A 22,468-nucleotide genomic window follows, 5' to 3' on the forward strand; every position below is an offset into this window, starting at 1 on the left:
AACCGGAAAACCACGCGTACGGGCCGACACAAACCCCCGGCCTGGTTAACGTTCGATCACACACCGTGACACCAGCATGAACCCGCACCAAACGGTGTATGCCTGGTACATGTCGAGGTCGGTGCACGAGACGGAACGCAAGTACGAGGCCCCCGGTGGCGCCGCGCTGCCGGACCTGACCGGCCTGCCCGGCGTGGCGGCCGTGGCGGGACCGGAGGAACAACGCCTGGAAGCGGTCTACTACGACACCGCCGACCTGAGGCTCGCGCGCGCCGGGTTGACGTTGCGCCGCCGCACGGGCGGTGACGACGCGGGCTGGCACCTGAAGCTGCCGGCGGGCGTGGACACGCGCGAAGAGGTGCGGTTGCCGCCCGGCCGCGCGGCCAAGCACCCGCCCAAGCAGCTCGGCTCGCTGGTCCAGGTGCACGCGCGCGGCCACGAGCTGTCGCCCGTCGCGCGCATCCAGACCACGCGGCAGCGCTGGCAGCTCGTGGACGACAAGGGCCGCCTGCTCACCGAGGTGGTCGAGGACCTGGTCTCCGGGCAGTCCCTGACCGACGGCTCGCCGGTCGACTCGTGGCGCGAGATCGAGGTCGAGCTGGGCGAACGCGGTGACGTCGCGCTCCTGGACCGGGTCGAGGCACGGCTGGCGGACTCGGGCATCACCCGGTCCACGTCGTCGGCGAAGCTGGGCCGCCTGCTGGCCGACCGGATCGCCACCACCACGCCGCCGACCACGCCGGGCAAGTCCGCCGGTGACGTGGTGCTGGCGTACCTGCGCGAGCAGGCCGACGCGTTGAAGCAGCAGGACCCCAGGGTGCGCCGGGGCGAGGACGACGCCGTGCACCAGATGCGGGTGGCGACGCGGCGGATGCGCAGCGCGCTCCAGGCGTTCGGCACGATCGTGGAACGCGACGACACGCGTGAGCTGACCGACGAGCTGAAGTGGCTCGCGGGAGTGCTCGGCGAGGCCCGTGATCTCGAAGTGCTCCGCACGCGGTTCGAGGACCACGTCGCCGGACTCGACGACGAGTTGGTGCTCGGCCCGGTGCACGCCCAGCTCACCCGGCACTTCGCGCCGTTGGAGGCCGCGGCGCACGAGGCGGCCCTGGCGGCGTTGGACAGCGAGCGGTACTTCGCCCTGCTCGACGCGGTCGACGCGCTGGTCGCCGAACCGCCGTTCACGCCGGCGGCGGACGCCAGGGCCGCGAAGGCGCTGCCCGACCTGGTCGACAAGACCTACCGCAGGCTGGCGAAGCGGGCCGAGGGCGCGCACGACGACGTCGAGCTGCACGAGGCGCGCAAGGCGGCCAAACGGCTGCGGTACGCGGTGGAGGTGTCCGAGCCGCGGATCGGCAAGCGGGCCAAGGCGTACCGCAAGAAGGTCAAGGCGGTGCAGGAACTGCTCGGCGAGCACCAGGACGGCGTGCTGGCGCGGCCGGTGCTGCGCGAGCTCGGCGCGAAGGCGCAGCTCGACGGGGAGAACGGCTTCACGTTCGGCCTGCTGCACGGTCTGGAGACGGCCGCGGCGCAGCGCGTGGAGGACCGGTTCCCCGCCGCGTGGCGTGGTCTCGGCAAGCCGAAGCTGCGGTAATTGGTCTGGACCTTGACACCTCCTGGCGGGGCTGAAACGGTGGCGTGAGCCGCCGCTCGGTGATCCACGCTGACCAGGAGGACGTCAGTGCTTCCCACAGAAGGCGCCGGACGGCGCGGGTTCGGTCGAGTGCTCGTCGCGCTGCTGTTCGTGGGCGCGGTGGGCGCGGCGGTTCCCGCCCAAGCAGCTCCGGAGACGCCGTTGCAGCACATCGTGCCCGCTCCCGTCACTGCCACCCCGCGGCCGGGCGTGACGTTCACGCTCAGCGCGGACACCAGGATCTACACCCACCCCGGCTCGGCCGGCGCGAAGCAGGTCGGCGAGTTCCTCGCCGGCGTGCTGCGCCCGTCGACCGGCTACCGCCTGCCCGTCGTGCCCGGCGCGTCCGGCCGGCACATCTCGCTGCTGCTCGTCGGCGCGGACGCCCGCGTCGGCACCGAGGGCTACCAGCTCGACGTGACCAAGCGGGGCGTGCTGATCCGGGCCCGCACGGCGGCGGGCCTGTTCGCGGGCGTACAGACGTTCCGGCAGCTCCTGCCCGCGAAGGTGGAGGCGAAGACCAGGCAGCCCGGTCCGTGGACGGCGGCCGGCGGGCGGGTGCTGGACTACCCGCGCTACGCCCACCGGGGCGCGATGCTCGACGTGGCCCGGCACTTCTTCTCCGTCGACGAGGTCAAGCGGTACATCGACCAGATCGCGCTCTACAAGGTCAACCGGCTGCACCTGCACCTGACCGACGACCAGGGCTGGCGGCTGGAGATCAAGAGCTGGCCCAACCTCACCGCGCACGGCGGCAGCACGGAGGTGGGCGGCGGCCCCGGCGGCTTCTACACCCAGGAGCAGTACCGGGACCTGGTGGCCTACGCCGCCGCACGGCACATCACGGTGATCCCGGAGATCGACATGCCGGGCCACACCAACGCCGCGCTCTCGTCCTACCCCGAGCTGAACTGCGACGGCGTCGCGCCGCCGCTCTACACCGGCATCGAGGTCGGCTTCAGCTCCCTGTGCATCGACAAGGACATCACCTACCGGTTCGTGGACGACGTGCTGCGCGAACTGGCCGCGTTGACGCCGGGCGAGTACCTCCACATCGGCGGCGACGAGGCGCACGCCACCACCGACCCGGACTTCGACCTGTTCATGGACAAGGTGCTGCCGCTGGTGGCCAAGCACGGCAAGACCGCGACCGGCTGGCACGAGTTCGTGAAGGCCGGTCCGCCCGCGTCGGCGGTGCCGCAGTTCTGGGGCACGAAGACCGTCGCGCCGGACATGGTCGAGGCAGCCGCCCGTGGCAGCGAGATCGTGCTGTCGCCCGCGACCAAGGCGTACCTGGACATGAAGTACGACGCGAACACCCGGCTCGGGTTGAGCTGGGCCGGGTACACCGACGTGCAGGACGCGTACGACTGGAACCCCGGCGCGTACATCGAGGGCCTGCCGGCCGAGGCGGTGCGCGGTGTCGAGGCGCCGCTGTGGAGCGAGACCATCACCAACACCGCGGACCTGGAGTTCCTGGCGTTCCCGCGCCTGCCCGCGATCGCGGAGCTGGGCTGGTCGCCGTGGTCGACGCACGACTGGGACCGGTTCAAGGTCCGGCTCGCGGCGCAGGCCGACCGGTGGGACGTGATGGGCGTGAACTACTACCCGTCGCCGCAGGTGCCCTGGAGGTAGTGCCCGGTCGGGGGAGGCGGCCCGGGCGCCGCCTCCCTCACCACGGCTTCTCCACCAGGACGGTCTTGGTCTGCTGGTAGTGGTCGATCGCGGCGGGGCCGCCGATGTCGGAGCGGACCGTGTTCAGCCACACGCGGCGCGCTTGGATCCGCCGTGCGACGCGGTCGGCCACGGCGGTGTCCCGGGACCAGACGCCCGCGCCGACGCCGCGCGCGGTCTCGTTCGCCGCCTTCACCGCGTCGTCGAGGTCGTCGAACCTGGTCAGCGACACGACCGGGCCGCCGATGTCGGTCCCGTCGAAGCCCGTCCGACCTTCCAGGACCGTCGGCGTGACGTAGTACCCGCCGGCCAGTTCGCCGCGCAGGTCGGCGCGCTCGCCTCCGCGCACGAGCCGGGCGCCTTCCCGCCGGGCGGTCTCGACGCGCGCCACGAACTCGTCCACCTGCTCACGGCTGGTCAGCGCCCCGATCGTGGTCGCGGTGTCGAGCGGGTGGCCCGGCCGGATCGCCGCGGTGCGCTCGGTGACGTCGGCGAGGAACCGGTCGTAGACCGCGCTCTGCACCAGCGCCTGGTCGAGGGCGAAGGTGGTGACGCCCCGCAACGCCTTGTCGTAGAACGCGTCGCGGTGCGCGGCCACGTCGGCGAAGAAGACGTGCGGGTGCCTGCCGGTCTCCGACGACCCGCGGGTCAGCCCGTTCACGACGTTGACCACGCCGGGCGGCAGCAGGTCGGCGATCAGGCCCACGAGCACGTGGATGGAGGCGGGGGTCTGCTCGGCGGGCTTGAGCACCACCGCGTTGCCCGCCGCCAACGCGGGCGCGAGCCTCTCCGCCGCCATGAGCAGCGGCCGGTGCCACGGCACGACCTGGCCGACCACGCCGAGCGGCTCCGGGAAGTGGTAGGCCGTCAGGCCCTCGCCGGGCCGCGAGATGCCGCCCTCCTGGGCTCTGATCACGGCCGCGAAGCGGCGGAAGTGGTCGACCACCGACGGCAGGTCGGCGGCCAGCGCCTCGCCGATCGGCTTGCCGGTCTCCCAGGTCTCGGCCACCGCGAGGGCGTCGAGGTGGTCCTCGACCCGGTCGGCGATCTCGTTGAGCACGTTCGCCCGTTCGGCGGCGGACGTGCGGCCCCACCGGCGAGCCGCGCCGTGCGCGGCGTCCAACGCCCGGTCCAGGTCCCCGGCCGCGCCCCGGGCCACCTCGGTGAACACCTCGCCGGTGACGGGGGTGTGGTCGGCGAAGTAGCCGCCCTCGGCCGGCGGCACGTACCCGCCCCCGATGAAGTGGTCGTACCGGTCCCGGTACGACACCACGCTGCCCTGCGCGCCCGGCGCCGCGTACCTCGCCATGTCCGCCCCTCCTCGCGTTGGTCGTGGGGCAGCAGCGTCGGGCGCACGACGTTGCAACCGCGTTGCACCCGAACGGATCAGCGTTTCGCTTGCCGCGACCGGCGCGGGCGGGTCATCCTGGTCGGGGAGGCGCCCATGCAACCGGACCCGCGACGGCTCGCGCACGTGCACGAGGCGGTGCTGAGCGGAGGCCGGGCGCACGAGGCGCGTCAGCTGATCCTGGAGTCGTGGCGGCGTTCGCTGGCCGCGCGCGTCGACCCGGACCGGCACGAACCGCCGGTGGTGCTCGACCCGGCCGAGGTCCTCGACCGGCGCGGCGCGCACCCGATCGCGGCGGCGCTGCCGGTGCTCCGCGAGACGTTGCTGGGCTTCGCCGACGAGGCGCAGCACGTCATGATCGTCACCGACGCGGACGGCAACATCCTGTGGTGCGAGGGCACGAACCCGGTGCGCTTCCTGGCCGAACGGGTGCGGCTGACCGAAGGCGCGTGCTGGGCCGAGGACGCCATCGGCACGAACGCGATGGGCACGGCGCTGGCGGTGGGCAAGCCGGTGACGGTGCACTCCGCCGAGCACCTGGTGCGGACCTACCACAGATGGACGTGCGCGGCGAGCCCGGTGCGCGACCCGGACACCGGCCGCACGATCGGCGTGGTGGACGTGAGCGGGCCGGTGAGCAGCACGCACCCGGCGCTGGTCGCGCTCGTCTCCGCCGCCGCCCGGTTGGCCGAGGGCCAGTTGCGGGCGCGGTCGGCGACCCGGGACGAGCGGCTGCGGTCGGTGAACATGCGGCACCTGATCGGCTTGCGCGGCGAGCCCGGCGCGTTGCTGAGCCCGAGCGGCCGGGTGCTGGCCGCCGAACCGCACGGCCTGCTGGAGACGCGGGTGGACGTGACCGGCGAGACCGTGCGGCTGGCCGATGGACGGGAAGCGCTCCTGGAGCCGTTGGACGAGGGGTATCTGCTCCGGGTGCCACGACGGGGCACGCGAAGACCCGTGCTGTCGCTGCGGTTCCTGGGTGACCCGAAGGGGTCGCTGGACGGTCGGGCGCTGCCGCTGTCGTTGCGGCACGCGGAGCTGCTGACGGCGCTCGCGCTGCACCCGCGCGGCCTGACCGCGGAGCGGTTGGCGCTGCACCTGTACGGCGAGCGCGGCAACCCGACGACCGTGCGGGCCGAGCTGCACCGGCTGCGCGCCCAGCTGGGCGGGGTGCTGCTGACCAGGCCGTACCGGCTGTCGGCGGACGTGCGCGGCGACTTCCTGGCGGTGCGCGACGCCCTGCGCGCCGGTGACGTGGGCACGGCCGCGGCGGCGTACCGGGGCGAGCTGCTGCCGCGGTCGGAGGCGCCGGTGGTGTGCGAGGAGCGGGAAGACCTGGCGGCGGCGTTGCGCCGGGGCGTGCTGGAGCGCGGCGACGTCGAGGCGCTGTGGGCGTTCGGCCTGGTCGCGGAGGACGTGACGGTGCTGGAACGCCTGGTCCGCCTGCTGCCCCGCACCGATCCGCGCCGCGAGGTGGCGGCCACGAGGTTGCGCAGGGCTCTCAATTAGCCTGATCACATGGGGTACTTCCGGCCGGGGGACGTGGCGTTGCGCCGCGAGGTGCTGCACGGCGAGCCGTGGGTGGTGACGCCGACGCGGGTCGTCGAGGACGGGCCCGACCTGCTCGTGGTGTTCACCGCGCCGGGCACCGAGTTCGGCTTCCACCCGCACCCGCGCACGCACCACTGGCAGGAGCTGGGCCGCACGCGCTGGAAGGGCATCGGCAAGCTCCAGCTGCACCGCCCCGGCGACGCCTACTCGGTCGACCTGTACTGGCAGGGTGACGACCGCCGCTTCGCGGGCTTCTACCTCAACCTCCAGGAGCCGTTCCGCCGCACCGCGCTCGGCTTCGACACGCTCGACCACGCGCTGGACTTCTGGGTGCCGGTCGAGGGCGACTGGCAGGAGCTGGACCGCGACGAGTTCGAGCAGATGGTCGCGGACGGCAAGTACGACGCCGCCGAGGCCGAGGGGATCCGGCGCACGGCCAAGGAGGTCGAGGCGATGCTGACGGCCGGCACGACGTGGTGGGACCCGGCGTGGGGCGCGTGGGAGCCGGACCCGGACTGGCCGGTCCCGGTGCTGCCCGCCGGCTGGGAGGACCACCCGCTGCCGTGAAGGTCGTCCCGCTCTCGCCGCAGACCCTCGTGGACGAGTTGGTCGGGCGTGTCGACGCGCTGCCCCGCACGACGTGGGCACGGGTGCTGGTCGACGGCGCCGTGCCGACCGAGCCGGGCAAGCTGGCGGACGCCCTGGTGGAGCCGCTGCGCGCGCTGGGACGCCCGGTGCTGCGGGTGTCGGCGTGGGACTTCCTGCGGCCCGCGTCCGTGCGGCTGGAGTACGGGCACGAGGACCCCGACTCGTTCCGCGACTCGTGGCTGGACGTCGGCGGCTTGCTGCGCGAGGTGCTGGAGCCGCTCGACCCCGGCGGGTCGGGGCGGGTGCTGCCGGCGTTGTGGAACGCGGCCGCGGACCGGGCGCACCGGGCCGAGTACGTGACGCTCGGCGCGGGTGGCGTGCTGCTGCTGGACGGCACCGTCCTGCTGGACAAGTGGCTGCCCGCGGAGCTGACCGTGCACCTGTGGCTGTCGCCGGGCGCGCTCGAACGGCAGCTGCCCGACGAGTGGCGGTGGACGCTGCCCGCGTACACCTCCTACGAGCCTCACGCCGACGTGACGGTGCGCTACGACCACCCCGCGCGGCCCGCCCTCGTGGGTAGAGTGGACTGAGATCCAGGGGGAGGTGGGGCAATGGCCAGGCTGCGGCTGCTGTTGGCGCTGTACCTGCCGGCCCTCTACGCCCTCACCCTGCTGAGCACGCCCACCGAGGTGCTGGCCGCCGTGACGGCCGTGGCTCTCGTCGTGCTGCTGCTCACCGCCACGCCGGTGGTGCAGGCCGCGCCCGCGTGGGTGCGATCGCTGTCGATCCGCGAGAAGTCGCTGCGCGCCGCGTTCCTGCGGCTGCGCGACCCCGACGCGGCGGGCCGTCCCCGTCCTCGAGCTCCGGGACTGGGCCTCAGCTCCTGAGGCCCGCAGTTCCCCTTGCTCTGAGGACGGAGTTCCCCCTTGTTCCACGCCCTGGGCTCAGCCCTGGCCGCGTTCGCCACGCCCGCCCTGGCCATCGTCGCCTTCACCGTCGTCGTGCGGCTGCTCATGCACCCGCTCAGCCGTGCCGCCGTGCGCGGCGAGAAAGCCCGCGCCGCGTTGGCGCCCGAGGTCCGCAAGCTGTCCGAGAAGTACGGCAAGGACCGGGTGAAGCTCCAGGAGAAGACCCTGGAGCTCTACCGGTCCAACGGCACGTCGATGCTGGCCGGCTGCCTGCCCGCGCTGGTGCAGGCGCCGTTCTTCATGGTGATGTACCGGCTGGTCACCACGCCGAACCCGCTGCTGGACGGCACGCTGCTCGGCGTGCCGCTCGGCACGAGCTGGTTCGGTGTCTGGGCGCACACGCCGGTGTTCCTGGCGCTGTTCGCCGTGCTCACCGGGGTCGCGTTCGCGACGTCGCGGTGGCAGGCGGCGGTCGCGCTGAGGAACGGCGGGCCGCAGCCGCCGTTCGCCGGGCTGCTGCGGCTCCTGCCGTTCGGGACCGTGCTGATCGCCGCCGTGCTGCCGCTGGCGGCCGGGGTCTACCTGGTGACGACGACTACCTGGACCCTGCTGGAGCGAGCGTTCCTGTACCGCGTAGTTCAGCTCCCGCCTCGTGCAGGTACTTCAGCACGTACCCGTACGACGTGAACAGGCCGCACTCGGCGTAGGACACCGACTGACGGTGGCAGAAGTCGCGGACCAGGGCCTGCGCCTTGCGCAGGTTCGGTCGCGGCATGCTCGGGAACAGGTGGTGCTCGATCTGGTAGTTCAGGCCGCCGAGCAGGAAGTCGGTGAACCAGCCGCCGGTGACGTTGCGGGAGGTCAGCACCTGCTTGCGCAGGAAGTCGAGCTGGTGGCCGGCCTGCAGCACCGGCATGCCCTTGTGGTTGGGCGCGAAGGAGATGCCCATGTAGACGCCGAACAGGCCCTGGTGCACCGCGATGAACACGACCGCCTTCAGCGGGGACATCAGCAGGAACACCGCGGTCAGGTAGACCACGACGTGCACGGCCAGCAGCGCGATCTCCAGCCGCCAGCTCTTGACGTCCCGGCGCACGGCGGCGGCGGTGCTGATGATGTGCAGGCTGAAGCCTTCGAGCAGCAGCAGCGGGAAGAAGAGGTACGCCTGGCGCTTGACGACCCAGCGGAAGAAGCCGCGCTTGCGCTCGGCCTGCTCGGCGCTGAACGCGAGGACGGCGATGTCGACGTCCGGGTCCTCGTCCTCGTGGTTCGGGTTGGCGTGGTGGCGGGTGTGCTTGCCCATCCACCAGCCGTAGCCGACGCCGATCAGCAGGTTGCCGAGCAGCAGGCCCATGGCCTGGTTGGCCTTGTGCTCCGCGAACACCTGCCGGTGGCCCGCGTCGTGCCCGAGGAACGCGATCTGGGTGAAGACGACGGCGAGCACGGCGGCCGGCACGAGCTGCCACCAAGAGTCGCCGATCAGCACCATCGCGACCCCGGTGAGGCCGAAGGCGGCCAGCACTGCGACCAGGAACGTGATGTAGAAACCGATGCGCCGGTCCAGCAGACCTTGCTGCTTGACCAACCTGGACAATTCAGCGAAGTCGCTGCCGCGGGCTTGGGTGCTCACTCCCGGAGGGTACGTCGCGACCGGTCGCCGGTTCAGCCCAGCCTGAGTTGCAACTGGGCGAACAACCGGAGCAGTGGGTCGTCGAGATCGAATCCGCCGACCTCCGCCGCACGTCGGAGGCGGTACCGGAGCGTGTTCGGGTGGACGTGCAGTTGCGCGGCCGCACGTTTGACGTCACCGAATTCGTCCAAGTAGACCAAAAGTGAACGGGCCAGTTCCCCATCGAGCTCCGCGAGTCGCGGATCCCGGATGCGCGGGTGGTCGGCCAAAAGCGCGAGGGTTTCACTGATCAACACCCGGGACCGGACGTCCTCGAGCGTCGCCACGTCGGCGTCGAGGTCGCGCGACATCGCGTCGAGCACGCGGTCGGCCTCGTCCCGGGAGACCATCACCTCGTCCATCGGCACGGCGGAGCCGATCGCGCCCTGCACCCGCAGGCCCATGTGCTTGCGCGCGGCGGCCACGATCTCCTTGGTCAACGCCAGCAGCGGCGCCTTCGGCGGCAGGTCGGTGAGCAGGGCGTACGTGCGACCGCTCTGCCGGCTGACGAGCGCGCTGCGCCGGTACGCGGCGGCGTGCACGGAGATCAGGCCGGTCATCTCGGCCCGGCGCAACTCGTGCTCCGTGCGGTCGGTGTGCTCCTGCCCGCGCAGCGCGAAGACGACGACCGCGGCGGGCTTGTCCGGGTCCGCGCCGATCTGCTCGGCGATCGCCTCGGCGTCCATCCGGCCGTCGAGCAGGGACGCGAGCAGGTTCTCCCGGAACGCGGCGGCGGGCTCGCGCTGCTGGACCAGGTGCAGGGCGGTGACGCGGGCCGCGCCCAGCAGGGCGCGTTCGGCCTGCTCGGCCAGCGGCGCGTCGCCCTCCTGCACCCAGATCGTGCCCAGCGGCTGCGTGCCCGCGTGGATGCCGACCGCGATGCGGCGGCGGATGCCCAACTCGGGGCGCTCGTCGATGCGGACGACCTCCTCGCCGGAGCGAAGGCGCTGGTAGACGCCCCACTCGCGGAGCATCTTGAGGTACGGCTCCGGCCCCTGGCGGCCGAGGATCGACAGCCGGCGCAGCTCGTCGACCTCGTCGGTGGAGCGGGAGTAGGCCAGCACCCGGCTGGCGGTGTCCTCGATGCTGACGATGCCGCCGGTCAGCGAGGCGATGGTCTGGGCGAGGCCGAACAGGTCGCCGAGCACCTCGCCCGCGCCCGCGTCGGCCGTCACGCGGGCGTTGCGCACGACGCCGCGGGCGAGCGCTTCGAGGTGTTCCCAGCGGACCTCGGGCCGCACGGCCAGCAGCGCCACGCCCGCGTCCGCCGCCGCCTGCCGCAGCACGGTCGACGGCGCGTCCACCTTGACCGCGACGGCCACCGCTCCCCCGGCGCCGGCGGCCCTGACCAGCGCCGACGCCGCCCGACCGCGGGCGCCGATGACGAGCGCGAGGTCGCCGGGCCGCACGTCGGGCGTGTCGTCGGGGTCGAGGATGACCACGTCGAGGACGTCGGCCTCCAGCCCGTGCGGCGCGACCTGGACCTCGACCAACGGATCGCCGAGCGCGATCAACACCTGCCGCAGGCTCATCTTTGTCCAGTTCCACAACGAGGGGTGACCAAGCCTAGACGCGCGGACAACGGGACGCATGGTTGGAAGTCCTACCGTTGGGTCAACCCCAACCCTGTGGTGAAGGAGCTGCTTGTGGATGCCGTGACCACGGTCCCCGCACCGGTGAACGAGCCCGTCCTCGGCTACGCCCCCGGCACCCCGGAGCGCGCGCAGCTGCAGGCGAAGTTGGCCGAGCTGGCCAAGGAGCCCACCGAGCTGACCCTCACCATCGGCGGTGAGCAGCGGGTCGGCGGCGGCGAGCGCTTCGACGTCGTGCAGCCGCACAACCACCGCGCCGTCCTCGGCACGCTGCACGGCGCCACCCGGCAGGACACCCGGGACGCCATCGCCGCCGCGAAGCAGGCCGCGCCCGCGTGGCGCGCGATGTCCTACGACGACCGCGCCGCGATCCTGCTGCGCGCCGCCGACCTGCTCGCGACCAAGTGGCGGGCCACGCTCAACGCGGCCACCATGCTCGGCCAGTCGAAGACCGCGATCCAGGCCGAGATCGACGCCGCCTGCGAGCTGATCGACTTCTGGCGCTTCAACGTCTCCTTCGGCCGACAGCTGCTCGCCGAGCAGCCGCGGTCGTCCACCGGCGTGTGGAACCGCACGGACCACCGCCCGCTGGAGGGCTTCGTCTACGCGATCACGCCGTTCAACTTCACCGCCATCGCGGGCAACCTGCCCACCGCGCCCGCCCTGATGGGCAACGTGGTGCTGTGGAAGCCGTCGCCGACGCAGAGCTTCGCCGCGCACCTGACCATGCGGCTGCTCGAAGAGGCCGGCATGCCGCCCGGCGTGATCAACCTGCTGCCCGGTGACGGCCTGGCCGTGTCCGAGGTGGCGTTGGCCGACCCGGACCTCGCGGGCATCCACTTCACCGGCTCCACCCGCACGTTCCAGCACCTGTGGGGCCAGGTGGGCGCGAACATCGCGAACTACCGCTCGTACCCGCGGATCGTGGGCGAGACCGGCGGCAAGGACTTCGTGCTGGCGCACCCGTCGGCCGACGTGGACGTGCTGCGCACCGCGCTGGTCCGCGGCGCGTTCGAGTACCAGGGCCAGAAGTGCTCGGCCGCGTCCCGCGCGTACGTCCCGCGCTCGGTGTGGAACCGGGTGAAGGACGACTTCCTGGCCGACGTCGAGTCGTTGACCATGGGCGACGTCACGGACCTGTCGAACTTCATGGGCGCGGTGATCGACCGGCGTTCGTTCGACAAGCTGTCGGGCGTGCTGAAGGCCGCGCACGCGGACGACCGGCTGGAGGTCGTGGCGGGCGGCACGGCGGACGACTCCGAGGGCTTCTTCGTGCGGCCGACCGTGCTGCTGGGCACCGACCCGGAGCACGAGGTGTTCACCACCGAGTACTTCGGGCCGGTGCTGGCGGTGCACGTGTTCGAGGACTCCGACTACGACACCGTGCTCAAGCAGATGGAGAGCGCCGCGCCGTACGCGCTGACCGGCGCGATCATCGCCCAGGACCGCGCCGCGATCGTGCACGCGCAGCACGAGCTGCGGTTCGCCGCGGGCAACTTCTACGTCAACGACAAGCCGACCGGCGCGGTCGTCGGCCAGCAGCCGTTCGGCGGCGGTCGGGCGTCGGGCACGAACGACAAGGCGGGCTCGGTGCACAACCTGCTGCGCTGGGTGAGCCCGCGCTCGATCAAGGAGACGTTCGCGGCTCCGACTTCCTACCGCTACCCGCACCAGGGGTGATCATGCTCCGCACCGCGCTGCTCGCCGCCTCGCGCTCCGGGGCCGTCCGCGAGCTCGTCGAACGCACGCCGCTGACCCGGCCGGTCGTCCAGCGCTTCATCTCCGGCGACGACGTGGCCGCGGCCGTCGCCACCACCGGCGAGGTGCTGGCCGACGGCCGGTACGTGACGCTGGACCACCTCGGCGAGGACACCCGAGACGCGGCGCAGGCCGCGGCCACCGTCGAGGCGTACCTCGACCTGCTGCGCAAGCTGGAGCTCGCCGGGCACACCGAGCGGGCCGAGGTGTCGGTGAAGCTGTCCGCGGTGGGCCAGTTCCTGCCCGTGGACGGCGAGAAGATCGCGTTGGAGAACGCCCGCCGCATCTGCGCGGCGGCGGGCGCGGTCGGCACCACGGTCACCCTCGACATGGAGGACCACACCACCACCGACTCGACCCTGGGCATCCTGCGCGAGCTGCGCGTGGACTTCCCGTGGGTCGGCGCGGTGCTCCAGGCGTACCTGAAGCGGACCGAGCAGGACTGCCGGGACCTGGCGCACGCCGGGTCGCGCGTGCGGTTGTGCAAGGGCGCGTACCGGGAGCCCGCTTCGGTGGCGTTCCAGGACAAGGCGGACGTCGACCGGTCGTACGTGCGGTGCCTGAAGGTGCTGATGGCGGGCGAGGGCTACCCGATGGTCGCCTCGCACGACCCGCGGCTGATCGCGATCGCGGGCGAGCTGGCCGGGGACCGGTCGCCGGACACCTACGAGTACCAGATGCTCTACGGCATCCGGCCGGACGAGCAGCGCCGCATCGCCGGCGCGGGCAACCGCATGCGGGTCTACGTGCCGTACGGCGACCAGTGGTACGGCTACTTCATGCGGCGGCTGGCGGAGCGCCCGGCCAACGTGGCGTTCTTCCTGCGCTCACTGGTCACCACGGGCTAGCCCGAGCCGCTGGTCGGTGACCTTCGCCAGGTCCACCCGGAACAACTTCGGGTGGGCCTGCGCGAGGTCGTGGTAGAGGTCGGCGGCCTCGTCGATCGCGGTCAACGCCTCGTCACGGCGGCCGAGCGCGGCGTAGCGCCTGCTCAGCCGGTCGAGCGCGCCGGCGAGCTGCGGCGTGCAGTCGTGGTCCTCGGCGGCGACGACCCGGCACAGCTCGACGGCTTCCCGGGACGCGGTCAGGGCGTCCTCGGGCCGACCCACCGCCATGCAGCGCAAGCTCAAGTCCCCCAACGCGTCCGCGAGCGCGGGGCGGTGTTCGGTCGGGTCCTCTTCGGCCAGTTCGCGGTAGAGGGCGACCTCCTCGCGTGCCGCCGCCAGGGCTTCCTCGTGCAGCGACGCCAGGGCCGCGCGGGCGGCCAGCAGGCCGTGCAGCTCGGCGCGTTCGAGCCGGTCCTCGGCGTCCCGCGCGAGGGTCCGGGTGAGGATGGCGGGCAGCGGGTCGCCGTGGAAGCGGGGGTCGTCGAAGACGCGGCGGGCGATCGCCCTGGCCGGTGCGGGCCACTCGGCGAGGATCCTCAGGGTCGCGCCGGTGGCGGTGTCCGCGAGGTCCGGGTGCGTGGTGAACAGCTCCTCGGCGCGGCGGCGCGCGTGCGGCAGGCGTCCGGCGGCGCGGAGCAGGAGCTCCAGGGCTTCCGGCGTGCGGTGGGGGCTGATCCGGTCGTCCAGCAGCGTGACGGCCAGCGCGTCCTCCGCGAGCCGGCCGCGGGTCGGTGGCGGCTCGACGGGTGAGCCGTGCACGGCGGTGAGGGCGGCCAGGTGCAGGTCGTGCAGCGTCGGCACGTCCGGCGGTGGCGTGGTCGGGATCGGGAGGCCCAGGGCGTAGGCGAAGTGGGCGCAGGCGGTGGCGAAGGACGTCTCGTGCTCGTCCGGGTGGGCGGTGACGGCGAGGTCCGCCGTGTGGCAGCCGCGGTCGGCGGCGCGTTGCCGGTGGGCGGACCACCACCAGCCCGTGGTCCGGGCGACCAGCAGCACGCGGGGGTGTCGGGGGTCGAGGTGGTCCACGAGGTCGGCGTCGTCCACGACCAGGACGTCCGAGCCCGCCGCGAAGTGCCTCGCCAACCGGGTCTTGCCGACGCCCGCCGGACCGTGCAGGAGGAGGACGGAGCACGCGTCGTCGCCATCCCGCCACCGCGCCAGTTCGGCCAACTCGTCCACGCGCCCGTGGAACGGCACCACCTCGTGCCGCGGATCCAGCAGCTCACCGGGCGACAGGGTGCGGTCCACCGGCCCATCCTGCTCCCCGCCTCGCGCCACGATCAGGTGACCGGCCACTCCTCTCCCCGCGAGGTCGCGTCGACCGCTCACCACCTCCCCCGCGAGGTCGCGTCGGTCGCTCACCACCTCCCGCGAGGTCGCGTCGACCACTCACCACCTCCCCCGCGAGGTCGCGTCGGTCGTTCGCGTCCTCATTCCCGGCGATCACGCTCTTCGATCGTCGGGAATCAGGACGCGAACGACCGACTTCCAGGCGACCTCGCCCGCGACGCCGGAGGCGGCGCAATCCAACACTGTCGGTGCTGTCCTACACAATCAGAGCCATGCTCATCGCTCTGGTGTCGGACGGCGGGAACGCGGGGCGGTTCCGCGTGCTCTCCGATGCCGGGGTGCCCGAAGGACCCGCGGTGGCGACGGCGGACCTGGCGGCGGCGGTGTCGGATCTGGAGGACCGGCACAGACCCCGGTGGCTGTGGGCGGAGACGGCGGAGGTCTACCCCGACCTGCTGGCACGCGGGGTGCGCGTCGAGCGGTGCCAGGACCTGGCGCACGTCGAGTACCTGCTGCTGGCCTACCAGGGGCGGCACGGCGAGCCGCGTGGCCTCGGCGCGGCCATCGCCCGGCTGCGCGGGCTGCCGGTGCCGCAGGACCACGGGCCGCGCAAGCGCGACGCCCAGCCGACCCTGTTCGAACCCGAGCAGCAGCGGCTGCCCGGCGACGCCGACCCGCTCGACGCGGTGATCGCGGTGCACGTCGAGCAGCAGCGGCTGGTCGCCACGCTCGCGCACGCCGACCGCTTGCGGCTGCTGTTCGCGGCCGAGTCGGCCAGCGCGTTGGCCGCCGCCGAGATGACGCACTTCGGCCTCCCGTGGCGGGTGGACGTGCACGAGGAGTTGCTGGTGGACACGCTGGGACCGCGTCCGGCCAACGGCGTGCGCCCGGCCCGGCTCGCCGAGCTGGCCGACCGGATCACGGCGGCGTTCGGCGGCAAGCAGGTCAACCCCGACCACCCGCCGGGCATCGTGCGCGCGTTCGCCCGGGAGGGCATCGACGTGCCGTCGGCCCGCGCGTGGGTGCTCAAGGACGTCGACCACCCGGCCGTCGAGCCGCTGCTGGAGTACAAGGAACTTGCCCGGCTGTGGGTGGCGCACGGCTGGACGTGGCTGGACGCCTGGGTGGCGGACGGGCGGTTCCGGCCGGACTACGTGGTCGGCGGCGTGGTGTCCGGGCGGTGGGCGACGCGGGGTGGCGCGGCGTTGCAGATCCCGCGCACGCTGCGCACGGCGGTGCGGGCGGATCCGGGGTGGAAGCTGGTCGCGGCCGACGCGGCGCAGCTGGAGCCGCGCGTGCTGGCGGCGTTGTCGAACGACCACAAGTTCACCGAGGTCTCCTCGGACGACGACCTCTACACGACGTTGGCCGCGGAGGCGTTCGACGGCGACCGGGGCAAGGCGAAGCTCGCCATGCTGTCCGCGATGTACGGCGGCACGGGCGGTGGCGCCGGTCCGGCGATGGCGGTGCTGCGCCGCCGTTTCCCCGAAGCCGTCGGGTACGTGGAGGCCGCCGCGCTGGCGGGCGAGCAGGGCCGGATGGTCCGCTCCCGGCTGGGCCGCACGAGCCCGCCGCCGTCGGCCGCGTGGCACGAGACGACCGGCAACGCCGACGACGGTGAGGACGCGGTGCGGCAGTCGCGGCGGGCGGCGCGGGACTGGGGCCGGTTCACCCGCAACTTCGTGGTGCAGGCCAGCGCGGCGGACTGGACGGCGGCGTTGCTCGGTGTGCTGCGGCGGCGGCTGCACCAGTCGGCGCCGGGCGCGCACCTGGTGTTCTTCCAGCACGACGAGGTGCTGGTGCACTGCACGCAGGAGCAGGCCGAGGTGGTGTGCGCGGAGGTGACGGCGGCGGGCGAGGAGGCGTCACGGCTGGTGTTCGGCGCGACACCGGTCCGCTTCCCGCTCAAAGCCGTGCCGGTCGACTCCTACGCCGACGCGAAGTAGCGGCTATTGCGCCGTTCGGCCCCTTGATCGATCTTCATGAGAGCGCTCTCATGAGTCGGAAGGCAATTTGTTGTCGTGCCGAACGCTAGAGGACAGTGACAAGGAGGTCACCGCTCATGGAGTTCAGCCCGAGCAGACGACGACGCGTCCTCGCGACCGCTGCCGCCCTGATCACCGCCGTGCCGCTGGCGGTCGTCGCCACGATGTCGGCCAACGCCTCGGTGCCGTCCACCCCGCCGGGTTGGACCTTGCAGTGGAGCGACGACTTCAACGGCGCCGCGAACACCCTGCCGTCGTCCTCGAACTGGATCTTCGACCTCGGCCACGGCTACCCCGGCGGTCCGGGCAACTGGGGCACCGGCGAGATCCAGAACTACACCAACAGCACGAACAACATCAAGCTCGACGGCTCGGGCAACCTGCGCATCACCGCCCTGCGCGACGGCTCGGGCAACTGGACGTCCGCCCGCATCGAGACCCAGCGGTCCAACTTCAAGCCGCCCGCGGGCGGCAAGCTCGCCATCGAGGGCCGCATCCAGATGCCCAACGTCACCGGCCAGGCCGCACTCGGCTACTGGCCCGCGTTCTGGGCGCTCGGCTCGCCGTACCGGGGCAACTACTGGAACTGGCCCGCCATCGGCGAGTTCGACATCATGGAGAACGTCAACGGCATCAACTCCGTGTGGGGCGTGCTGCACTGCGGCGTGAACCCGGGCGGGCCGTGCAACGAGACCAACGGCCTCGGCGCGAGCCGCGCGTGCCCCGGCTCGACGTGCCAGTCGGCGTTCCACACCTACCGGTTCGAGTGGGACGACGGCGCCAAGGCGCTGCGCTGGTACGTGGACGGGCAGCAGTTCCACACCGTCACGCAGGCCCAGCTGGACGCGACCACGTGGAACAACATGACCAGCCACGCGGGCTACTTCCTGCTGCTGAACCTGGCCATGGGCGGCGCGTTCCCCAACGGCGTGGCGGGCTTCGGCACGCCGACCTCGGCCACCCAGTCCGGGCACTCGTTGGTCGTCGACTACGTCGCGGTGTGGTCGGCGGGCGGCGGCACGCAACCCACGACCACGACCACCACCCAGCCCGGCGGCAGCGGGTGGGACGCGTTCAGCGACATCCAGGCCGAGCAGGCCACGTCGCGGTCCGGCGGTTCGATCGTGTCGGGTGACGGCGGGCAGGCGGTGGCGCAGCTGGGCAACGGCAACTCGCTGCGGTTCTCCGGCGTCCGGTTCGGCTCGCGCACCGCGACGCAGTTCGTCGCACGGGTCGCGTCCGGCGCGTCCGGCGGGGTGAGCGGGCTGGTCGAAGTGCGGCTGGACAGCCCGACCGCGGCGCCGATCGGCAGTTTCGCCATCGCCGACACCGGCGGCTGGCAGAGCTGGCGGACGGTGCCCGCGAACATCTCGGGCGTCACCGGCACGCACGACGTCTACATCACGTTCACCAGCGGCCAGCCCGCGCCGTACGTGAGCGTGAACTGGATCCGCTTCGGCACGTGAGGGCTCGTGGCGGGTCGCGCATGCCTCCTCCTGCGCGGCCCGCCACTACCATCTGTGCACGTGTACGCGGAACGCCCGTTCCCCGGTCTGGTCTGCGCGTGGCGCCGGACCACGACGTCGGCCGCGCCCGGCCTGGTCGTGCCGGACGGGTGCACCGACCTGATGTACTCGTCGGGGACGGGCGAGGTGTTCGTGGCCGGGCCGGACACGGTCGGGCACGTGACGCGGTCGAGGCCGGGCACGTTGTTCGGCGTCCGGTTCGGTCCCGGCGTGGGGCCCTCGGCGTTCGGCGTGCCCGCGGTGGAGCTCCGCGACCAGCGCGTTGCGCTGTCGGAGCTGTGGGGTGCGTCGGCTCGACTGGAGGACGCCCTCGGCGCGGCCGAGGACCCGTGCCAGGTGCTGGCGTCGGCCGCCCTGGCCCGGTTGCGGGAGACGCCGCCGGATCCCGTGGTGGGCGTCATCGCGTCGTCCTCGGGGAGCGTCGGCGACCTGGCCTGGTCGCTGGGGCTCAGCACCCGGCAGCTGCACCGGCGCAGCCTGGCCGCGTTCGGCTACGGGCCCAAGGTGCTGCACCGCGTGCTGCGGTTCGACCGCGCGGTGAAGCTGGCGTGGCGGGGCGTGCCGTTCGCCGACATCGCCCACCGCACCGGGTACGCCGACCAGGCGCACCTGTCGCGCGAGGTGCGGGAGTTGGCGGGCGTGCCGCTGGGTCAGCTGATCCGGTCGTAGGCGCGCAACGCCTGCAACGCCTTGATGGTCACGATCGGTCGCCACTCGTAGGTGGTCACGGGCGTCCACGCGGCCCAGGGGAACGTCCAGCCGCCGTCGTCCTGCTGCTGTGCCGCCAGGGCGTCGAGGTCGGCGTTCACCTCGTCGTCGCTGAACCACCTCCGGGCCAGGCTGTCCGGTGTGGGCGCGTAGTCGTGCGGCTTGTGGGTCTCCCCTTCCGCGTACCCCTCGTGCGCCTTGCCTCCGCCGACGTCCACCAGTCCTTGCTCGCGCACGAGCTTCCCGAGCCGCTCGGCCTCCCGTTCGGCCCTCGGCCGGTCGGGCACGTGGTCGAGGAAGCGGACGCAGGCGGCGGCCTCGTACGGGTGGGTCTTGGTGAGTGCTTCGAGGTGCCGCCGGCAGAACTGCGTGGCGCCGTCCAGCCAGGCGTGCTCGACGCCCATCTTGTGCAGGACACCCGCCAGCAGGGCCGTGACCAGGAGGTCGCTGTCACCGGAGGGCTGCCACCACGGCGCCCGCAGGTCGTCGTGCCCGGTGTCCAGGCAGTTGGGCACGCCGCCGTCCGCGTGGGTGATCGTGGTCAGGAAGTCGCACGCGCGCTCGGCGTGCTCGGTCACGCCGACCTCGTCGAGCAGCGACAACGCGGTGTAGGTGTGCAACGGCTGGCTCTCCGGGCCGCGTCCGTCGGGCTCCAGGGCGTGCCCGAAGCCGCCGTCGTCGTTGCGGTAGGCCAGCACGGCGGTCGCGACGGCCTCCCCGGGCCCGTCGTCGAAGAGGTGCGCGAACCGCCGTTGCTCGAGGACGCGTGCGTTGAGCCAGATGAAGGAACGTGCTGCTTCGATCATGCCACCGACGGTATGCCCGCCGAGGTCCCGCGGTCTTGAACGGATCGGACGTCCATCCCCCGGCAGGAGTAACCGTTCCGATAGCTCCATCGTGGCCGAGGCCCTGTGCCATCATCACCTCGGGGCAGTTCAGCGTGAGGGGAGCACGAACGATGTTGGACGCCGGTGGCGGCGGGGGTGCCAAGCAGATCGGGTTCTTGGCGGACACTGTGTCCGCCGGACCAGCGGGTGCGGGGCTGGTGGCGAGCCAGACGCGCTTCAGCGTCGATCCGGAGCAGGCGCAGAAGCTGATCAACGGCTTGGCGGATGCGCGCGACCAGCTACAAGTGCTGTTCGACACCACTGCGAGGTCCGTGTTCACCGGGCCGCCCGGCAAGGACCCGTACAGCGAGTCGGCGGCAACGACGATCAAACAGACCGCCGGACCCGACCCCGGCGGCTACAGCTGGGCCAGCTCGAAGGCGATCGACGCCCTCAACAGTACGATCCAGAGCATCCAAGCCTCCCTGGACACCTACAAGAACCAGGATCAGGCCACCGCCGACGCCTTCACCGGCGGAGGGACTCAGTCGTGAGGCGAGCAACGCTGCTAATCCTGTCCGCGACGATCCTCATGGTCGCGTCGGGTTGTACGACCGAGAACGGCGGCACCCCGTCGCCGCAAGGGACCACTGGCACCACCGCGGCAGGGACCACGACGTCGGCGGCAGCGGGCGAGGTCCCGGCCATCAGCGGCCCGGAGTTGGACCTCACCAAGTTCGACGGCCCTTGCGCGTTGTTGAAGGACGATCAACTCTCCGCCCGCGGCGTGACCAAGGCCGGCATCGAAAGCACGGACCACACCGGCACGAACTGCCAGTGGTACCCGGACGACCGCGCGCTCGGCACGAGTTTCGTCGTCGCGCTGCTGGACAAGGCCAAGGGCCTCGACGGCGTCTACGCCAACCGGGAAGAACTCACGGTGTTCAGGCCGACCGAGATCGCCGGCTACCCGGCGGTCAACACCGACTTGACCGATGCCGCCCACGGCTCGTGCACGACCGCTGTCGGTGTGGCCGAGGGCGACGGCTTCGCGGTGCAGGTCCGGGTGAACGACAAGAAGCTGCCCGGGTACACCGACCCGTGCTCCGTGTCCAGCGAGATCGCGGAAACCGTGGTCGGGAACCTGAAGGGGTAGGACATGGCCGGTGATGTCGACAGCGACGGCATGGGTCTGCTCAACATGTGCGTCGCCCCGGAGCAGATCTACCGCTGGTTCCAGGAGGGCAAAGGTCCCGACCAGACCACGGACGCCAGCCGCGACGCGTGGACGGGGATCTCCACCGGCCACTCCCAGATCAGCGAGTTGATCAACGCGGCGGTCAAGGCGTCCGGCGCGGTGTGGGAAGGAGCCGCGGGCGACGCGGCCCGCGCAAACACCACGCCGTTGGCCAGTTGGTCGGACTTGACCAGCGAGCTCGCCACGACCGCGGGCGACAACACGGGCGAGATCAGCCGTGCGTTCCGCGAGGCCAAGGACAACGTGCAAGAGCCCGTCCCGGTGCCGGACAAGCCCTGGTACAACAGCGTGATCCCCTGGGACACCGACTACGACAACGCGGTCGAGCAGAGCCAGCAGGTCAACACGCACAACGTCCAGGTACTGGAGCGCTACGGCAGCTCCACGACCTCGGCCAGCGCCTCGATGCCGTACTTCCCCGAACCCGGCGAGATGAACGGGAGCGTCGAGAAAGAGGAAAAGCGCACCCCGCCGGTCAAGGAAGAGTTCAACAACAACACGAACAACACCAACAACAACACGAACACGAACACGAGCACCAGCAGCAGCACCACCAACACGGGCACGACGAAGCCGTCGTGGAGCGAACCGCCGTACATCACGCCGCCCGGTACGAACGACAACACGACCAAGCCGTCGTGGGTGCAGCCCGACCCCAACGGGCCCAAGCCCGACATCGGGTACCGGCCGCCGCCGCTGCCGCCCGACTCGCGGTTCCCGTCCGACCCGCGGTTGCCCTATGACCCCCGGTTGCCGTACGACCCGCGCAACCCGAACGACCCCCGCAACCCCAACCACCCGAACAACCCCAACAACCCGCGCAACCGCGTGCCGGGTACGCCGCCGGGCAACCCCGGCCTGCCCGGTGGTGGCCGCGGGGGCGGTGGAGGCGGCGGTGGCGGTGGCGGTGGAGGCGGTGGAGGCGGCGGCATGGGTGCCGGCCGGATCCCCGGCATGGGCGGACCCGGCGGCATGGGCGGCGGGTTCGGGCCCGGCGGCGCGGCCGGCGTCATGGGGCACGGTGAGGGCCGCGGTGGCTTCGGGCCCGGTGGCGCGGGCGGGTTCGGGCCCAGTGGTGGCGCGGCTGGTGGTCGCGGTGGCCCCGGTGCCGGCGCCATGGGCGGCATGGGCGCCGGTGCGGCCGGTGGTCAGGGTGAAGAGGACAAGGAGCACAAGGCCGCCTCGTACCTCCAGGAGACCGAGGACATCTTCGGTGACGGCACGATGGTGGCCCCACCGGTCATCGGTGAATAGCTGGAACAGGGGGGA

The 22,468-nt window shown here is 72.3% G+C and carries 20 protein-coding genes; 15 read left to right on the forward strand and 5 right to left on the reverse strand.

Translation table 11 applies throughout. The features are described 5' to 3' along the window. The first annotated feature begins 76 nt into the window (after positions 1-76). Both LNK82_RS06205 and LNK82_RS06210 read left to right on the forward strand, forming a co-directional pair. The gene (locus LNK82_RS06205) at positions 77-1,594 is read left to right on the forward strand and encodes a CYTH and CHAD domain-containing protein (protein ID WP_230565965.1); all 1,518 of its coding nucleotides are present in this window, start codon (positions 77-79) and stop codon (positions 1,592-1,594) included. Between the two features lie 87 nt (positions 1,595-1,681). Further along, positions 1,682-3,268, forward strand: a complete 1,587-nt coding sequence (locus LNK82_RS06210; RefSeq protein ID WP_372470420.1) for a beta-N-acetylhexosaminidase — start codon at positions 1,682-1,684, stop codon at positions 3,266-3,268. Positions 3,269-3,305: 37 nt separating this feature from the next. Here the strand turns inward: LNK82_RS06210 and LNK82_RS06215 are convergent, their stop codons facing one another. Beyond that, the gene (locus LNK82_RS06215; RefSeq protein ID WP_230565966.1) at positions 3,306-4,616 is read right to left on the reverse strand and encodes an aldehyde dehydrogenase family protein; all 1,311 of its coding nucleotides are present in this window, start codon (positions 4,614-4,616) and stop codon (positions 3,306-3,308) included. 135 nt (positions 4,617-4,751) lie between these two features. Here LNK82_RS06215 and LNK82_RS06220 point away from each other — a divergent pair, with 135 nt between their 5' ends. Genes LNK82_RS06220 through LNK82_RS06240 form a run of 5 tightly spaced genes read left to right on the forward strand, consistent with a single transcriptional unit; the run spans position 4,752 to position 8,389 of the window. Next, entirely contained in the window at positions 4,752-6,164 is a 1,413-nt protein-coding gene (locus LNK82_RS06220) for a GAF domain-containing protein (RefSeq protein ID WP_230565967.1), read from the forward strand. Positions 6,165-6,173: 9 nt separating this feature from the next. After that, positions 6,174-6,773 carry a ribonuclease FAU-1 family protein gene (locus tag LNK82_RS06225; RefSeq protein ID WP_230565968.1) on the forward strand — a complete coding sequence of 200 codons (600 nt, stop codon included), beginning with the start codon at positions 6,174-6,176 and terminating at the stop codon, positions 6,771-6,773. Then, positions 6,770-7,384, forward strand: a complete 615-nt coding sequence (locus LNK82_RS06230; RefSeq protein ID WP_230565969.1) for a nucleoside/nucleotide kinase family protein — start codon at positions 6,770-6,772, stop codon at positions 7,382-7,384. The genes LNK82_RS06225 and LNK82_RS06230 overlap by 4 nt, the downstream gene beginning before the upstream one ends. Before the next feature lie 21 nt (positions 7,385-7,405). Continuing rightward, on the forward strand, positions 7,406-7,681 hold the full coding sequence (locus LNK82_RS06235; protein ID WP_230565970.1) for a DUF6412 domain-containing protein: 276 nt from the start codon (positions 7,406-7,408) through the stop codon (positions 7,679-7,681). 39 nt (positions 7,682-7,720) lie between these two features. Next, positions 7,721-8,389, forward strand: coding sequence for a YidC/Oxa1 family membrane protein insertase (locus LNK82_RS06240; RefSeq protein ID WP_230565971.1), 669 nt, complete (start codon positions 7,721-7,723; stop codon positions 8,387-8,389). Here LNK82_RS06240 and LNK82_RS06245 read toward each other — a convergent pair. Together LNK82_RS06245 and LNK82_RS06250 are read right to left on the reverse strand one after the other, a co-directional pair. Next, complete coding sequence (locus LNK82_RS06245) at positions 8,298-9,332, reverse strand: fatty acid desaturase family protein (RefSeq protein ID WP_230565972.1); 1,035 nt, start codon at positions 9,330-9,332, stop codon at positions 8,298-8,300. The two genes, LNK82_RS06240 and LNK82_RS06245, sit on opposite strands and share 92 nt — an antisense overlap. A 32-nt stretch (positions 9,333-9,364) precedes the next feature. After that, entirely contained in the window at positions 9,365-10,903 is a 1,539-nt protein-coding gene (locus LNK82_RS06250; RefSeq protein WP_230565973.1) for a PucR family transcriptional regulator, read from the reverse strand. Positions 10,904-11,017: 114 nt separating this feature from the next. On the opposite strand from LNK82_RS06250, the gene pruA reads away from it, so the two are divergent. Together pruA and LNK82_RS06260 are read left to right on the forward strand one after the other, a co-directional pair. Beyond that, positions 11,018-12,643 carry an L-glutamate gamma-semialdehyde dehydrogenase gene (pruA, locus tag LNK82_RS06255; protein ID WP_230565974.1) on the forward strand — a complete coding sequence of 542 codons (1,626 nt, stop codon included), beginning with the start codon at positions 11,018-11,020 and terminating at the stop codon, positions 12,641-12,643. A gap of 2 nt (positions 12,644-12,645) precedes the next feature. Next, positions 12,646-13,569, forward strand: coding sequence for a proline dehydrogenase family protein (locus tag LNK82_RS06260; protein ID WP_230565975.1), 924 nt, complete (start codon positions 12,646-12,648; stop codon positions 13,567-13,569). Here LNK82_RS06260 and LNK82_RS06265 read toward each other — a convergent pair. After that, positions 13,549-14,853, reverse strand: coding sequence for a tetratricopeptide repeat protein (locus LNK82_RS06265; RefSeq protein WP_230565976.1), 1,305 nt, complete (start codon positions 14,851-14,853; stop codon positions 13,549-13,551). The two genes, LNK82_RS06260 and LNK82_RS06265, sit on opposite strands and share 21 nt — an antisense overlap. 314 nt (positions 14,854-15,167) lie before the next feature. On the opposite strand from LNK82_RS06265, the gene LNK82_RS06270 reads away from it, so the two are divergent. The 3 genes from LNK82_RS06270 (at position 15,168) to LNK82_RS06280 (ending at position 19,075) form a co-directional block, all read left to right on the forward strand. Continuing rightward, positions 15,168-16,841, forward strand: a complete 1,674-nt coding sequence (locus tag LNK82_RS06270; RefSeq protein WP_230565977.1) for a bifunctional 3'-5' exonuclease/DNA polymerase — start codon at positions 15,168-15,170, stop codon at positions 16,839-16,841. A 116-nt stretch (positions 16,842-16,957) separates the two neighbouring features. Continuing rightward, a complete protein-coding gene (locus LNK82_RS06275) occupies positions 16,958-18,346 on the forward strand; it encodes a carbohydrate-binding protein (protein WP_230565978.1) in 1,389 nt (462 codons plus the stop codon). Positions 18,347-18,406: 60 nt separating this feature from the next. Further along, positions 18,407-19,075: a helix-turn-helix transcriptional regulator gene (locus LNK82_RS06280; protein WP_230565979.1), complete on the forward strand. Its 669-nt coding sequence runs from the start codon at positions 18,407-18,409 to the stop codon at positions 19,073-19,075. Here the strand turns inward: LNK82_RS06280 and LNK82_RS06285 are convergent. Beyond that, positions 19,057-19,920, reverse strand: coding sequence for a prenyltransferase/squalene oxidase repeat-containing protein (locus tag LNK82_RS06285; protein ID WP_230565980.1), 864 nt, complete (start codon positions 19,918-19,920; stop codon positions 19,057-19,059). The two genes, LNK82_RS06280 and LNK82_RS06285, sit on opposite strands and share 19 nt — an antisense overlap. 152 nt (positions 19,921-20,072) lie before the next feature. Here LNK82_RS06285 and LNK82_RS06290 point away from each other — a divergent pair, with 152 nt between their 5' ends. Genes LNK82_RS06290 through LNK82_RS06300 form a run of 3 tightly spaced genes read left to right on the forward strand, consistent with a single transcriptional unit; the run spans position 20,073 to position 22,453 of the window. Then, entirely contained in the window at positions 20,073-20,495 is a 423-nt protein-coding gene (locus LNK82_RS06290) for a hypothetical protein (RefSeq protein WP_230565981.1), read from the forward strand. Next, a complete protein-coding gene (locus tag LNK82_RS06295) occupies positions 20,492-21,097 on the forward strand; it encodes a DUF3558 domain-containing protein (RefSeq protein ID WP_230565982.1) in 606 nt (201 codons plus the stop codon). The genes LNK82_RS06290 and LNK82_RS06295 overlap by 4 nt, the downstream gene beginning before the upstream one ends. A gap of 3 nt (positions 21,098-21,100) precedes the next feature. Then, positions 21,101-22,453, forward strand: a complete 1,353-nt coding sequence (locus LNK82_RS06300) for a PPE domain-containing protein (protein ID WP_230565983.1) — start codon at positions 21,101-21,103, stop codon at positions 22,451-22,453. Positions 22,454-22,468: the final 15 nt, after the last annotated feature.

It is taken from the genome of Saccharothrix luteola (assembly GCF_020859565.1).
Taxonomy (GTDB): Bacteria; Actinomycetota; Actinomycetes; order Mycobacteriales; family Pseudonocardiaceae; genus Actinosynnema; species Actinosynnema luteola.

What these genes read in the sequence shown, in the direction of transcription:
- LNK82_RS06205 (WP_230565965.1), top strand. Translation starts at nt 77, where the DNA reads ATGAACCCGCACCAAACGGTGTATGCCTGGTACATGTCGAGGTCGGTG.
- LNK82_RS06215 (WP_230565966.1), bottom strand. Translation starts at nt 4,616, where the DNA reads ATGGCGAGGTACGCGGCGCCGGGCGCGCAGGGCAGCGTGGTGTCGTAC.
- LNK82_RS06220 (WP_230565967.1), top strand. Translation starts at nt 4,752, where the DNA reads ATGCAACCGGACCCGCGACGGCTCGCGCACGTGCACGAGGCGGTGCTG.
- LNK82_RS06225 (WP_230565968.1), top strand. Translation starts at nt 6,174, where the DNA reads ATGGGGTACTTCCGGCCGGGGGACGTGGCGTTGCGCCGCGAGGTGCTG.
- LNK82_RS06235 (WP_230565970.1), top strand. Translation starts at nt 7,406, where the DNA reads ATGGCCAGGCTGCGGCTGCTGTTGGCGCTGTACCTGCCGGCCCTCTAC.
- LNK82_RS06250 (WP_230565973.1), bottom strand. Translation starts at nt 10,903, where the DNA reads ATGAGCCTGCGGCAGGTGTTGATCGCGCTCGGCGATCCGTTGGTCGAG.
- LNK82_RS06260 (WP_230565975.1), top strand. Translation starts at nt 12,646, where the DNA reads ATGCTCCGCACCGCGCTGCTCGCCGCCTCGCGCTCCGGGGCCGTCCGC.
- LNK82_RS06270 (WP_230565977.1), top strand. Translation starts at nt 15,168, where the DNA reads ATGCTCATCGCTCTGGTGTCGGACGGCGGGAACGCGGGGCGGTTCCGC.
- LNK82_RS06275 (WP_230565978.1), top strand. Translation starts at nt 16,958, where the DNA reads ATGGAGTTCAGCCCGAGCAGACGACGACGCGTCCTCGCGACCGCTGCC.
- LNK82_RS06285 (WP_230565980.1), bottom strand. Translation starts at nt 19,920, where the DNA reads ATGATCGAAGCAGCACGTTCCTTCATCTGGCTCAACGCACGCGTCCTC.
- LNK82_RS06290 (WP_230565981.1), top strand. Translation starts at nt 20,073, where the DNA reads ATGTTGGACGCCGGTGGCGGCGGGGGTGCCAAGCAGATCGGGTTCTTG.
- LNK82_RS06300 (WP_230565983.1), top strand. Translation starts at nt 21,101, where the DNA reads ATGGCCGGTGATGTCGACAGCGACGGCATGGGTCTGCTCAACATGTGC.